The sequence below is a fragment of the Isoptericola sp. NPDC056578 genome (genome assembly GCF_042793275.1).
Classification (GTDB): Bacteria; Actinomycetota; Actinomycetes; order Actinomycetales; family Cellulomonadaceae; genus Isoptericola.
Genome location: NZ_JBHTVC010000015.1, coordinates 1 through 13,027 on the forward strand (window position 1 = coordinate 1; position 13,027 = coordinate 13,027).

11 protein-coding genes are annotated in these 13,027 nt (G+C 72.9%); 9 read left to right on the top strand and 2 right to left on the bottom strand.

Translation table 11 applies throughout. The features are described 5' to 3' along the window. The first annotated feature begins 64 nt into the window (after positions 1-64). The 4 genes from ACFQ80_RS08070 to clpX all read left to right on the top strand — a co-directional run bounded on the left by ACFQ80_RS08070 (position 65) and on the right by clpX (position 3,627). Positions 65-655 carry a TetR/AcrR family transcriptional regulator gene (locus tag ACFQ80_RS08070; protein ID WP_430549818.1) on the top strand — a complete coding sequence of 197 codons (591 nt, stop codon included), beginning with the start codon at positions 65-67 and terminating at the stop codon, positions 653-655. A 136-nt stretch (positions 656-791) separates the two neighbouring features. Beyond that, positions 792-1,412 (top strand): ATP-dependent Clp protease proteolytic subunit, encoded by a 621-nt coding sequence (locus tag ACFQ80_RS08075; protein WP_430549946.1) that lies wholly within the window; start codon positions 792-794, stop codon positions 1,410-1,412. 82 nt (positions 1,413-1,494) lie between these two features. Then, entirely contained in the window at positions 1,495-2,181 is a 687-nt protein-coding gene (locus ACFQ80_RS08080) for an ATP-dependent Clp protease proteolytic subunit (protein ID WP_430549947.1), read from the top strand. A 171-nt stretch (positions 2,182-2,352) separates the two neighbouring features. Then, the gene (gene clpX / locus ACFQ80_RS08085; protein ID WP_430549819.1) at positions 2,353-3,627 is read left to right on the top strand and encodes an ATP-dependent Clp protease ATP-binding subunit ClpX; all 1,275 of its coding nucleotides are present in this window, start codon (positions 2,353-2,355) and stop codon (positions 3,625-3,627) included. A gap of 3 nt (positions 3,628-3,630) precedes the next feature. Here the strand turns inward: clpX and ACFQ80_RS08090 are convergent, their stop codons facing one another. Beyond that, the gene (locus ACFQ80_RS08090) at positions 3,631-5,424 is read right to left on the bottom strand and encodes an AMP-dependent synthetase/ligase (RefSeq protein WP_430563278.1); all 1,794 of its coding nucleotides are present in this window, start codon (positions 5,422-5,424) and stop codon (positions 3,631-3,633) included. A gap of 153 nt (positions 5,425-5,577) precedes the next feature. Here ACFQ80_RS08090 and ACFQ80_RS08095 point away from each other — a divergent pair, with 153 nt between their 5' ends. After that, on the top strand, positions 5,578-5,967 hold the full coding sequence (locus tag ACFQ80_RS08095) for a chorismate mutase (protein ID WP_430549821.1): 390 nt from the start codon (positions 5,578-5,580) through the stop codon (positions 5,965-5,967). 119 nt (positions 5,968-6,086) lie between these two features. Continuing rightward, entirely contained in the window at positions 6,087-7,334 is a 1,248-nt protein-coding gene (locus ACFQ80_RS08100) for a hypothetical protein (RefSeq protein WP_430563279.1), read from the top strand. Between the two features lie 70 nt (positions 7,335-7,404). Here the strand turns inward: ACFQ80_RS08100 and valS are convergent, their stop codons facing one another. Further along, the gene (gene valS / locus ACFQ80_RS08105; RefSeq protein WP_430563280.1) at positions 7,405-10,191 is read right to left on the bottom strand and encodes a valine--tRNA ligase; all 2,787 of its coding nucleotides are present in this window, start codon (positions 10,189-10,191) and stop codon (positions 7,405-7,407) included. A gap of 103 nt (positions 10,192-10,294) precedes the next feature. Here valS and ACFQ80_RS08110 point away from each other — a divergent pair, with 103 nt between their 5' ends. The 3 genes from ACFQ80_RS08110 to cofE form a co-directional block, all read left to right on the top strand. Beyond that, positions 10,295-11,260, top strand: a complete 966-nt coding sequence (locus tag ACFQ80_RS08110; protein ID WP_430563281.1) for a GNAT family N-acetyltransferase — start codon at positions 10,295-10,297, stop codon at positions 11,258-11,260. 76 nt (positions 11,261-11,336) lie between these two features. Next, positions 11,337-12,347: a TIGR03557 family F420-dependent LLM class oxidoreductase gene (locus ACFQ80_RS08115; protein ID WP_430561259.1), complete on the top strand. Its 1,011-nt coding sequence runs from the start codon at positions 11,337-11,339 to the stop codon at positions 12,345-12,347. Further along, positions 12,344-13,027, top strand: a 684-nt coding sequence (gene cofE / locus ACFQ80_RS08120; protein WP_430563282.1) for a coenzyme F420-0:L-glutamate ligase, incomplete at its 3' end; no start/stop codon positions are given. The genes ACFQ80_RS08115 and cofE, both read left to right, overlap by 4 nt.

Consider the following 13,027-nt stretch of genomic DNA (forward strand, 5'->3'; position numbering starts at 1 on the left):
GTCCCCCCGGACGGTGCGGGCCGGCGTCGTCCGTGGGGGTGGACCGGTCCGTATCGTGGGTCGGGTGACCGAGCAGACCCCGCGGCAGGCGTCCCTCACCCCGGCGGCGCGCCGGATCCTCGAGGCCGCGTCGCGCCTGTTCTACGCCCGCGGGCTGCACGCCGTCGGCGTCGACACCGTCGCGGCGGAGGCGGGCGTCACGAAGAAGACGCTCTACGACCGCTTCGGCTCGAAGGAGGGGCTCGTGGTGGCGTACCTGCGCGACCGCGACTCCCGGTGGCAGGCACACCTGGTCCGGGCCCTCGCGGCGCACCCCGAGCCGGGCGTCGGCCGGGTGCTCGCGGTCTTCGGCGCCGCCGAGGGGTGGTCGGCGGCCGAGGGCGGCCGCGGCTGCGCCGCGATCAACGCGCGCGCCGAGGTGGACGACGCCGACCGGCCCGTCGCCGTCGAGGTCGCCCGGCAGAAGTCGTGGGTCCGGGAGCTCCTCGAGACCGAGTGCCGCGCAGCCGGGCTCGAACGTCCCGGCGAGCTGGCGGACGCGCTGCTGCTGCTCCACGACGGGGCGCTGGCGGGGGCGGGGACGGGCGTGCCGAAGGACCCGTTCCCGACCGCTCGGCGCGCCGCCCGGGCGCTGTGCGAGGCGCACGGGGCGTGAGCCGAGACCGCCGCCGGCGTCGTCGTGTGCGCCCGCAGCGAAAAGCCCCTCCACCGGGACGTTTCGCGTGGCTGCCGCACGTTAGGGTCGATCGACGGCGATGACGAAGGAGACGGACGTGAACGACTTGCTGCGGATGGACGGTGCGACGCCGGTGGCGCGCGCCGACGGCCAGGGCCTCGGGCTCAACGACTCCATCTACAACCGGCTCCTCAAGGAGCGCATCATCTGGCTGGGCTCGGAGGTGCGCGACGAGAACGCGAACGCCATCTGCGCGCAGATGCTGCTGCTCGCCGCTGAGGACCCGGACAAGGACATCTGGCTGTACATCAACAGCCCCGGCGGATCCATCACGGCCGGCATGGCGATCTACGACACGATGCAGTACATCAAGCCGGACGTCGCGACCATCGCGATGGGCATGGCCGCGTCGATGGGGCAGTTCCTGCTCTCGTCGGGCACCAAGGGCAAGCGCTACATCACCCCGCACGCCCGCGTGCTCATGCACCAGCCCTCCGGCGGCGTGGGCGGCACCGCGACGGACGTGCGGATCGGCGCCCAGCTGATCATGCACATGAAGAAGGTGCTCTCCGAGCTGACGGCCGAGCAGACCGGGCAGTCGCTGGAGACGATCCTCAAGGACAACGACCGCGACAAGTGGTTCACCGCGGACGAGGCCCTCGAGTACGGCTTCGTCGACCACGTGGTCACCAGCGCCGCCTCGGTCTCGGGCGGTGGCGGCGCGTCGGGCTCCTGACGCCGACCACCCGCCCCCGGAACCCACCGACTTCCCACCCGAGGAGAACACCGTGAGCTACTCAGACGAGTACCAGTTCGCTATGCGGGCCCAGAACCTGGCGGGCGCCGCGGCGCGCCCCGGCGGCGTCGCGCTCCCGCACGGCGCTCCGACGTCGCGCTACGTGCTGCCCCAGTTCGAGGAGCGCACCGCGTACGGCTTCAAGCGCCAGGACCCGTACACCAAGCTGTTCGAGGACCGCATCATCTTCATGGGCGTCCAGGTCGACGACGCGTCGGCGGACGACATCATGGCGCAGCTGCTGGTCCTGGAGAGCCAGGACCCCGACCGCGACATCATGATCTACATCAACTCGCCCGGGGGGTCGTTCACGGCCATGACGGCGCTGTACGACACGATGCAGTTCATCAAGCCGCAGATCCAGACGGTGTGCCTCGGCCAGGCGGCCTCCGCCGCGGCCGTGCTGCTCGCCGCCGGCCAGCCGGGCAAGCGCCTCGCGCTGCCGAACGCCCGCGTGCTGATCCACCAGCCCGCGATGGAGGGCGGCGGCTACGCCCAGGCGTCCGACATCGAGATCCACGCCAACGAGCTCATCCGCATGCGCGAGTGGCTGGAGTCGACGCTGGCGGCGCACACGGGCAAGTCCGAGGAGCAGGTGCGCGAGGACATCGAGCGCGACAAGATCCTCACGGCCGCGCAGGCCAAGGACTACGGCCTGGTGGACCAGGTGCTCGAGAGCCGCAAGCCCGCCGCTCTCGCGCCGCGCTGACCTGCACGTTCACGGGGCCCGCGACCTCCCGAGGGAGACATCGCGGGCCCCGCGACACGACGCACCGGGCTGCTCGGCTGACAACGACGCCCCCGTGGTGTGGAATGGACGCAGGACCAAGCACTCAGGACCAAGCACTCAGGACGTGCACTCACGAGATGGAGGCTCCCGGTGGCTCGGATCGGTGACGGCGCAGACCTGCTGAAGTGCTCGTTCTGCGGGAAGTCGCAGAAGCAGGTCAAGAAGCTGATCGCCGGCCCCGGCGTGTACATCTGCGACGAGTGCATCGACCTGTGCAACGAGATCATCGAGGAGGAGCTCGGCGAGGCGGCGGAGCTGGGGCTCACGGAGCTGCCGAAGCCGCGCGAGATCTTCGACTTCCTCGAGCAGTACGTGATCGGGCAGGAGCCGGCCAAGCGGGCCCTCGCGGTGGCGGTCTACAACCACTACAAGCGGGTCCAGGCGGGCGAGGCCCAGCGCGACGGCGACGACGCGGTCGAGATCGCGAAGTCCAACATCCTGCTCATCGGGCCCACCGGCACCGGCAAGACCTACCTGGCGCAGACGCTGGCGAAGATGCTCAACGTGCCGTTCGCCATCGCCGACGCCACGGCCCTCACGGAGGCCGGGTACGTGGGCGAGGACGTCGAGAACATCCTCCTCAAGCTCATCCAGGCCGCGGACTACGACGTCAAGAAGGCCGAGACGGGCATCATCTACATCGACGAGGTCGACAAGGTGGCCCGGAAGGCGGAGAACCCGTCGATCACGCGCGACGTCTCCGGCGAGGGCGTGCAGCAGGCGCTCCTGAAGATCATCGAGGGCACGACGGCGTCGGTGCCCCCGCAGGGCGGGCGCAAGCACCCGCACCAGGAGTTCATCCAGATCGACACCACGAACGTGCTGTTCATCGTGGCGGGCGCGTTCGCCGGCCTCGACGACATCGTGGCGTCCCGCGCGCGCAAGCGCGGCATCGGCTTCAGCGCCCCCATGGAGACCGCGGCCGACGACGACCTGTTCGCCGAGGTGCGACCCGAGGACCTGCAGAAGTACGGGCTCATCCCCGAGTTCATCGGGCGGCTGCCCGTCATCGCGTCCGTGTCCCCGCTGGACCGCGACGCGCTGGTGCGGATCCTCACCGAGCCGCGCAACGCGCTCGTCAAGCAGTTCCAGCGCATGTTCGAGATCGACGGCGTGGAGCTCGAGTTCGAGCAGGACGCCGTCCACGCGATCGCCGAACAGGCGCTGCTGCGGGGCACCGGGGCGCGCGGGCTCCGCGCCATCATGGAGGAGGTCCTCCAGCAGGTGATGTTCGACGTGCCCAGCCGGGACGACGTCGAGCGGGTGGTCGTGAGCCGCGAGGTCGTGCTGGAGAACGTCAACCCGACGCTCGTGCCGCGCACCTCGCCCGTCCGCCGTCGCGCGCCCCGCGAGAAGAGCGCCTGAGCACTACCCGGCGTAGAGCGCGTCGACCTCGTCCGCGAAGTCGCGCAGCACCAGGTCGCGCTTCACCTTCAACGAGGGCGTCAGGTACTCGTTCGCCTCGGTGAAGTCGCCCTCGAGCACCCGGAACTTGCGGATCGACTCCGCCCGGGAGACGGCCGTGTTCGCCTCCTCGACCGCCGCGTCGAGCGCCGCCAGCACCCGGGGGTCGGTCCGCGCGGCGCCCACCGACATCGGCGTGATGCCCTGCGTGGCCAGCCAACCGGGCAGCATCTCGGCGTCCAGCGTGACGAGCGCGCCGATGAACGGACGCTTGTCGCCCACGACCACGACCTGCGACACGAGGGGGTGGGCGCGCACCCGGTCCTCCAGCGGCGCCGGGGCCACGTTCTTGCCGCCCGCGGTGACGATGATCTCCTTGGTGCGCCCTGTGATGCGCAGGTGACCCTGGTCCAGGGCGCCCAGGTCCCCGGTGCGGAACCAGCCGTCCGTCATCGCGTCGGCGGTCAGGTCGGCGCGTCCGCGGTAGCCCCGGAACAGGTGCGGGCCCGCCACGAAGACCGCGCCGTCGTCGTCGATCCGCACCGAGGTGCCGGGGAACGGCGGGCCGACCGTGCCGATGCGCAGGTCGGAAGGCAGGTTCACCGCGGTCGGGGCCGTCGTCTCGGTGAGCCCGTAGCCCTCGAGCACGGTGAGTCCGGCCCCGCGGAAGAAGTGTCCGAGGCGGTCTCCGAGCGGCGCGCCGCCCGAGATCGCGTACCGCAGGTTCCCGCCCATCGCGGTGCGCAGCCGGGACAGCACCAGCCGGTCGGCCAGCGCGTGGCGGGCCCGCAGCGTCACCGGGACGCGTCCGGTGTCGAGCGCACGCGAGTACTGGCCCGACACGCGCGCGGCCCAGCCGAAGACCTGCCGCTGGGTGCGCGACGCGGCCCGCTGCTCGGCCGAGTTGTAGACCTTCTCGAACACGCGGGGGACGGCGAGCAGGAACGTGGGGCGGAACGTCCTGAGGTCGTCGGTGAGCGTCTTCACGTCGGGCAGGTGGCCGAGCACCGAGCCGCTGGCGATCACCGCGACCTGGATGAGGCGGGCGAAGACGTGCGCCAGGGGAAGGAAGAGCACCGTGCGCGCGCCGTCCGAGTCGAGAAGCTCGGGCAGGGCGAGGCGGGCGTTCATCGCGAGGTGCGCGAAGTTGCCGTGCGTGAGCTCGGCGCCCTTGGGGCGTCCCGTGGAGCCGGAGGTGTAGACGATCGTGGCGAGGTCGTCGCGGCGCACGGCGTCGCGGCGGGCCGCGACGTCCCGCGCGGGGACCGACGCACCGGCCTCGCGCAGCTCGTCGACGGCACCGGTCGCGATGACGAGCACCTCCTCGAGGTCGGGCAGCTCGTCGTCCACCTGGCGCACGGCGTCCGCGTGCGCGGGCGTCTCCACCACGACCAGGCGGGCTCCGGAGTCCTCGAGGATCCAGCGCACCTGGTCGGGGGAGGACGTCTCGTAGACGGGCACGACCACGGCGCCGGTGGCCCAGGCGGCGAAGTCGAGGAGCGTCCACTCGTAGCGGGTGCGCGACATGATCGCGACGCGGTCGCCGGGCTCGATGCCGTGCGCGACGAGCCCGCGTGCCACGGTCATGACGTCGGCCTGGAACTCGCCGGCGGACACCGGCACCCAGGAGCCGTCCGACGCGGTGCGACGCTCGATGAGGGTGCGGTCGCCCGTCCGGGCGACCCGGTCGGCCAGCAGCGTGCTGATGCTCGTGCCCTCGGGCACGTCCACGAGGCTCGGCGTCGTCGCGACCGTCATCTGCTCTCTCTCCGGGTGGGCGGCGTGGGCGGGCGGTGTGCGTCCCTGGCGTCGTGCCGCGTGGTGGTGGCCGGCGGTTCCCGACCAGTCTCCGGTCGGCGTTCGGGCCGACGTGGGACCTTACACGCTCGGCGCGCCTCGTAGGATCGAGTCATGCCCGACACCCCTCACGACGTCCCCCAGGACCCCGCCCCGCGCCCCGCGTCGGACGGGATGCCCCAGGAGATCCTGGACCTGCGCGCCAGCATCGACAACATCGACGCCGCGCTCGTGCACCTGCTGGCCGAGCGCTTCAAGATGACGCGACGCGTCGGCGAGCTCAAGGCGGTGGGCGGGCTGCCGCCCGCCGACCCGTCTCGCGACCGCCAGCAGGTCGACCGCCTCAAGGACCTCGCGGCGGGCGCCGGCCTGGACCCGGAGTTCACGGAGCAGTTCCGCAACTTCATCGTCTCCGAGGTGATCCGGCACCACGAGCGCATCGCCGAGGAGCACGCCGCCGGGCGCCTCAAGGGCGAGCTGCCGCCCCTGGACACCTACGCTTGAAGAGGTGAGATCTGACCTCGCGCGCGAGGTCGGGACCGCCGGGCCGAGGGGTGGCGTCCGCCGCGTTTCCGTCGCACGCTGGAGGACACAGCCGACGACGACATCAGGGGGATCCACGGATGAAGATCGACTGGCTCAAGCCCCTCGTCGGCCGCCCCGGACCGTTCGCGACCGTCTACCTGGACGCGACGCCCTCGGCCGAGGCGGGCGACAGGGACGTCGCGAACCGGTGGCGGGCGGTGCGACGTTCCCTCGAGCGACAGTCCGCACCCACCCGGGTGCTGGACGACCTCGAGGCCGCGGTGCTGCGGCCCACGCGCGTGGCCGGCGCGCACGGCCGGGTGCTCATCGCCGGGGACGGCGGCGTCGCGGTGGACCGCGTGCTGCGCAACCCGCCCGCCGTGGCCACGGGGGTCTGGCTGCCCGTCCCGGCGCTGCTGCAGGCCGCCCTGGCGGCCGACGAGACCGTCGACGCGCTGTGCGTCGCCGTCGACCGCAGCGGCGCGGACTTCTGGCCCTGCGACGCGGTCGGCCGGCCCGGCGGGGCGCGCGAGACGTTCGAGGGCCCGAACGACGAGGTCAGCAAGACCTCCAGCACCGGCACCAAGCGCGCCATCATCGAGTCGCGCGCCGAGGACTCCTGGAAGCGCAACGCCGCGGCGGTGGCGGCGGAGATCGACCGCCGCGTGGCCGAGGGCCGCCCGGAGGTCGTGCTGCTCACCGGCGACGTCCGGGCGGTGAACCTCGTGCGTGCCGAGCTCGGGCAGGACACCGCGCGGCGGACCGTCGAGGTCTCGGGCGGCGGGCGGGGCCCGGGCGTCCGCGCGGACACGTTCGAGGCCAACGTCGAGGACGCCCTCGACTCCTACCGGGAGCGCCGGCGCGAGGTGGTCCTCGCCGAGTACCGCCAGGACCAGGGCCGGGAGGAGGGCGCGGTCTCGTCGGTCGACGACGTGGTCGCGGTGCTCTCCCGCGGGCAGGTGAAGGCGCTCGTGCTGTCGGAGCAGCTCGCCCTCGACGCCGCGGCGGTGCTCACGGCCCCGGGCAACGGCGTCGGGGGACCGGACCTCACGGGGCTGCTCGGCGGCCGCACGCTGTGGATCGGGCCGGACCCGATGCACGTCGCGACCTCGCGCGCCGACCTGGAGGACCTCGGCGTCACCGACGGTCTGGAGGAGATGCCCGCGCCGTCCGCCCTGCTGCGCGCGGCGATCGCGCAGGACGCCGCCCTGACGTTCGCGCCCGAGGGGTCCGTGGACCTGATGGACGGCGTCGGCGCGACCCTGCGGTGGCACGACGACGGGACGCCGAAGGAGGTCGCCGCCACGATGAGCGGCGACGGCGACCGGTTCACCACGCCGAGGTAGTCCGGAAGTTGCCGAGGTAGTTCGGCAAGTCGGGGACTACCTCGGCGGGTTCGGAACTACCTCGCGCGGGTCAGGCCTTGGGCTTGCGGGCCGGGGGCTCGCCCAGCTCGGACGCGGTGACGACGATGCCGCCCTGCACGTCGGGGTTGCCCTGGCCCTCGGCCGCCTCGACGACGTCGAGGGTGCCGGTGGCGCGGCCGGCGCCGCGGACGTCGTCCAGCGCCGACCGGACGCCGTCGAGCATCGCGGCCGGCACGGCCATGGACGCCGTGAGGATCGGCGTGCGCATGGAGACCTTGGCCTCCGACTTGATCTTGCGGAGCGCCGCGAGGGCGTGCCCGGCGGCGGTGAGCTGCACCGGGTCGGCGTCGCCGGCCACCGTGCGCAGCGGCGCGGCCACCGGCCAGGCGGCGTGGTGCACCGAGCCGGTGCGCCACCACGACCAGACCTCCTCGGTCGCGAACGGCAGGAACGGCGCCAGGAGGCGCAGCAGCGCGTCCACCGCGAGGGCGAGGGCCGTGCGTGCCGACACGGTCTCGGCCGTCACCTCGGTGGCCGCGGCGCCGGCGCCGTACGCGCGGTCCTTGACCAGCTCGAGGTAGTCGTCGCAGAAGGTCCAGAAGAACGTCTCCGTGACCTCCAGCGCGCGGGTGTGGTCGTACGCCTCGAACGCGGCGGTGGCCTGCTCGACGACGTCCGCCAGGCCGGCGAGCATCGCGCGGTCCAGGGGGACCGTGACGCGGGCCGGGTCCAGCACGATCTCGCCGGCGCCGGTCTCCGGGTCCACGCCGAACGTCAGGGCGAACTTCGAGGCGTTCAGCACCTTGATCGCGAGGCGGCGGCCGATCTTCATCTGGCCGACCTCGAACGCGGCGTCCGTGCCCAGGCGGGCGGCGGCAGCCCAGTACCGCACCGCGTCCGCGCCATGCTCCTCGAGCAGGCCCATCGGCGTGACGACGTTGCCCTTGGACTTGGACATCTTCTTGCGGTCCGGGTCGAGGATCCAGCCGCTGATGGCGGCGTGCTTCCAGGGCAGGACGCCGCACTCGAGGTGCGAGCGGACCACCGAGGAGAACAGCCAGGTGCGGATGATGTCCTGGCCCTGCGGGCGCAGGTCCATCGGGTAGACGCGCTCGAAGAGGTCCGCGTCACGCTCCCAGCCGGACACGATCAGCGGGGACAGGGACGACGTCGCCCAGGTGTCCATCACGTCGGCGTCGCCGACGAAGCCGCCCGGCGCGCCGCGCTGCGACTCCTCGTAGCCGGCCGGGGCCTGCGACGTCGGGTCGACGGGCAGCTCCGCCTCGGTCGGCACGATCGGGTGGTCGTGGTCGACGTCGCCCGCCTCGGTCACCGGGTACCACAGCGGCACGGCCACGCCGAAGAAGCGCTGGCGCGAGATGAGCCAGTCGCCGTTGAGGCCGTTCACCCAGTTCTCGTAGCGCACGCGCATGAAGTCCGGGTGGAAGTCGAGCTCCTTGCCGCGCGCGAGCAGCTCCGCCTTGAGGTCACGGGCCGCCCAGTCGCGCCCGCCGTTGCGGATGTACCACTGGCGGGAGGTGACGATCTCGAGGGGCTTGTCGCCCTTCTCGTAGAAGTTCGTCATGCGCTGGGTGGCCGACGGCTCGCCGTCGAGGTCGCCCGACTCGCGGAGGGCGTCGACGACGGCCTTGCGGGCGCTGAACGTCGTCTTGCCGGCGAGCTCCTCGGCGTACAGGGCCTCGCCCGGGCCGCCCGCGACCCACTCGGGCGTCTCGCGGGAGAGGCGGCCGTCGCGCTGGATGACCGAGCGCGTGGCGAGCTGCAGCTCGCGCCACCACTGCACGTCGGTGAGGTCGCCGAAGGTGCAGCACATGGCGATGCCGGCGCCCTTGTCCATCGCGGCGGCCGGGTGCGCGAGCACCGGCACCTCGACGCCGAACAGGGGGGAGGTGACGGTGGTGCCGAACAGGCCCTGGTACCGCTCGTCGTCCGGGTGGGCGATGAGCGCCACCACGGCGGGGATGAGCTCCGGGCGCGTGGTCTCGATGTACAGCGGGCTGCCGTCGGGCCGGTGGAACGCGACGCGGTGGTAGAAGCCGGGGTACTCGCGCGCCTCGAGCTCGGCCTGCGCGACGGCGGTCTGGAACGTCACGTCCCACAGACCCGGCGCCTCCGCCTGGTACGCCTCGCCGCGGGCGAGGTTGCGCAGGAAGGCGCGCTGCGACGCGGCGCGGGAGGTGGCGTCGATGGTCTGGTAGTTCTGCGCCCAGTCGACGGACAGGCCGAGGCGGCGCCACAGCTCCTCGAACTGGCGCTCGTCGTCGGCGGTGAGCCGCTCGCACAGCTCGATGAAGTTGCGGCGGCTGACCGGCACCTGGTCGCCCGGCTTGACGTTCTTGCCGTCGGTGCCCTGGTGCGGCGGCTCGAAGCCCTCGACGTAGGGCAGGGACGGGTCGCAGCGCACGCCGTAGTAGTTCTGCACGCGGCGCTCGGTGGGCAGGCCGTTGTCGTCCCAACCCATCGGGTAGAAGACCTTCTTGCCGCGCATCCGCTGGAAGCGGGCGACGGTGTCCGTGTGCGTGTAGCTGAACACGTGGCCCACGTGCAGCGAGCCCGAGACCGTGGGCGGCGGGGTGTCGATCGAGTACACCTGCTCGCGGGTGGCCGTGCGGTCGAACGCGTAGGTGCCCTCGGCCGACCAGCGCTCGTCGAAGCGCTGCTCCAGGCCCTCCAGGCTGACCTTGTCCGGTACCTCCCGGACCTCCGCGCGGACGACGTCGCCGGCTACCTGAGCAACAGGGTTGCCGGCGTTCGGGGTCGCTGCGGGGGTCTGCGCGGGCGCGGTCGGCGCCTCGGGGGTCGGGAAGTCGCTCATGGTCGGTCATTCTCCCAGATGCACGGGGCCCGCCGGGCAGGGGCGTCTCGATCGGCGGACGGCGCCGGAGCGTGGCCCATAACCTCTGACTAGAGTCAGAGGTATGCAGAGTTCGACGGGTGGGACGACGGGTGGGACGGGGGCGGAGACGGCCGCGCAGGTCGAGCGGCAGGTCGACGTCGTGCGGCGGTTCAACCGCGGCTACACGCAGCGCGTGGGCGCGCTCGAGGACTCGTTCCTCGGGACCGGGATGCCGCTGGGCACCGCTCGCCTCCTGTTCGAGATCGGCACGGAGCCGGGCACCACGCGGGACCTGCGTGCCAGGCTCGGCCTGGACTCGGGGTACCTCAGCCGCCTGCTGCGCCGGCTGGAGTCCGACGGGCTCGTCGCCGTCGTGCCCGACGACGACGACCGGCGACGCCGCCGCGTCGACCTCACGCCCGCGGGCCGGCGCGCGTGGGACGACCTGGAGCGGCGGTCCGTGGACCGGGCGCGCGACCTGGTCGCGCCGCTCACCGCCCGCCAGCGGGCTCGGCTCGCCGCGGCCCTCGCGGAGGCCGACCTCCTCGTGCGGGCCGCGACCGTGACGCTCGAGCGCGCGGACCCGGCGTCGGACCTCGCCAGGCGCGCGGTCGCGGCGTACGTGGCGGAGCTCGACGAGCGTTTCCCCGGCGGGTTCGACCCCGGTCCCCGGCCCGCGGCGGGCGAACCCGACCCCGAGGACGCGCGTCTCGCGCCGCCGTCGGGTGCGTTCGTCGTCGCGACGAGCGACGGCGAGCCCGTCGCCTGCGGGGGCGTGCGCACCCTGTCGACCGAGGTGACCGGCGGCGTGGGGGAGATCAAGCGGATGTGGGTGCACCCGGGATGGCGGGGCGCGGGGCTCGGCTCCCGGCTGCTGCGCCACCTCGAGGGCGTGAGCCGCGACCTCGGCCACCGCGAGGTGCGCCTCGACACGAACGGGACGCTGACGGAGGCCGTCGCGATGTACGAGCGGGCCGGCTACCGGCGCATCGCCCGGTACAACGACAACCCGTACGCCGAGCACTTCTTCGCCAAGCGGCTGGGCTGACCGACCCTGCTGACCGACCCTGCTGACAGACCCGGTACCACGTACCTGGTCGTCGGCCGGGGATAGGGTCGGAGGCATGGCTGCGAACCCCGACCTGACCATCGGCTATGCCGCGATGCTCGAGCAGTTCCACCCCACCGACGTCGTCGAGTACTCGGCCTACGCGGAGGAGCACGGCTTCTCCGGCGTCATGGCGGCCGACCACTTCCAGCCGTGGGTGCCGCAGCAGGGCGAGGCGGCCTTCGTGTGGAACGTGCTGACGGCGCTCGGCGAGCGCACCCGCGGCGACCTCGGCCCCGGCGTCACGGCGCCGACGTTCCGCTGGCACCCGGCGATGGTCGCACAGGCGTCCGCCACGCTCGCCGCGATGTACCCCGGCCGGCACTGGCTCGGCCTGGGGTCCGGCGAGGCGCTCAACGAGCACGTCGTGGCCGGGTACTGGCCGGAGGCCCCCGAGCGGATCAACCGCATGTTCGAGGCCATCGACATCATCAAGAAGCTCTTCGCTTCCGGCATCGACGGCAAGGACGTCAAGCACTCCGGGCAGTACTACAAGATGGAGTCCACGCGGCTGTGGACCATGCCCGAGGTGCCGCCCGAGATCCTCGTCGCCACGGCCGGCCCGATCACCGCCAAGCGCGCCGGCAAGCACGCCGACGGCCTCATCACCGTCGGGGCGCCGCTGGAGAAGATCGAGATGCTGTTCGGCAAGTTCGACGACGGCGTCCGCGAGTCGGGTCGTGACCCGCAGGGGATGCCCAAGGTGCTCCAGGTGCACATGTCGTGGGCGGAGACCGACGAGGAGGCGCTCGCGAACGCGATGACCGAGTGGCCCAACGGCGGCATGAAGTTCCCCAAGGCCGACATCCGCTCCCCGCACGACTTCGCGCAGATGGCGAAGCTGGTCCGCCCCGAGGACTTCGAGGGGCGCATGGTCATCAGCGCCGACCCGGACGAGCACCGCGCCGCCATCCAGAAGTACGTCGACCTCGGCTTCGACCGGATCTACCTGCACAACGTGGGACGCAACCAGAAGGAGTGGATCGAGGTCTTCGGCCGCGAGGTGCTCCCGAAGCTGGTGCGGTGAGCGCTCGGCTCACCGCCTGGGCGCCCGGCGGGTTCCCGGAGGTCCGGCCCGGGGACGACCTCGCGGGCCTGGTCGGCGACGCGCTGGCCGCCGACGGCGCGGCGTCCGGGGACCCGCTCGCCGAGGGCGACGTCGTCGTCGTCACGTCCAAGGTCGTCTCGAAGGCCGAGGGGCGCGTGGTGCGCGCCGCCGACCGCGAGCAGGCGATCACCGACGAGACCGTGCGCGTGGTCGCGACGCGCGCGCGGCCCGACGGCCAGCCGCCGCTGCGCATCGTCGAGAACCGGCTGGGGCTGGTGATGGCCGCCGCCGGGGTGGACGCGTCGAACACGCCCGAGGGCACCGTGCTGCTGCTGCCCGAGGACCCGGACGCCTCGGCGCGCGCGTTGCGAGCCGCCCTGCGCGCGCGGTTCGGCCTGGACCGCCTCGGCGTCGTCGTCACCGACACGGCCGGGCGGACCTGGCGGGACGGCCTCACCGACATCGCGATCGGCGCGGCCGGCGTGGACGTCGTCGACGACCTGCGCGGGGGGGTCGACGCGCACGGCCGCCCGCTGTCGGCCACGGTGACCGCCGTCGCGGACGAGGTCGCAGCCGCCTCGGAGCTGGTGCGCGGCAAGGCGGACGGCCGACCCGTCGCGGTGGTGCGCGGCCTCGCGCGGCACGTCCGCGCGGGGGAG

Bases quoted from the DNA above. Each gene is read 5' to 3' on its own strand.
- ACFQ80_RS08115 (WP_430561259.1), top strand. From the start codon at position 11,337: ATGGCTGCGAACCCCGACCTGACCATCGGCTATGCCGCGATGCTCGAG.
- ACFQ80_RS08095 (WP_430549821.1), top strand. From the start codon at position 5,578: ATGCCCGACACCCCTCACGACGTCCCCCAGGACCCCGCCCCGCGCCCC.
- ACFQ80_RS08080 (WP_430549947.1), top strand. From the start codon at position 1,495: ATGCGGGCCCAGAACCTGGCGGGCGCCGCGGCGCGCCCCGGCGGCGTC.
- ACFQ80_RS08075 (WP_430549946.1), top strand. From the start codon at position 792: ATGGACGGTGCGACGCCGGTGGCGCGCGCCGACGGCCAGGGCCTCGGG.
- ACFQ80_RS08100 (WP_430563279.1), top strand. From the start codon at position 6,087: ATGAAGATCGACTGGCTCAAGCCCCTCGTCGGCCGCCCCGGACCGTTC.
- ACFQ80_RS08090 (WP_430563278.1), bottom strand. From the start codon at position 5,424: ATGACGGTCGCGACGACGCCGAGCCTCGTGGACGTGCCCGAGGGCACG.
- valS (WP_430563280.1), bottom strand. From the start codon at position 10,191: ATGAGCGACTTCCCGACCCCCGAGGCGCCGACCGCGCCCGCGCAGACC.
- ACFQ80_RS08110 (WP_430563281.1), top strand. From the start codon at position 10,295: ATGCAGAGTTCGACGGGTGGGACGACGGGTGGGACGGGGGCGGAGACG.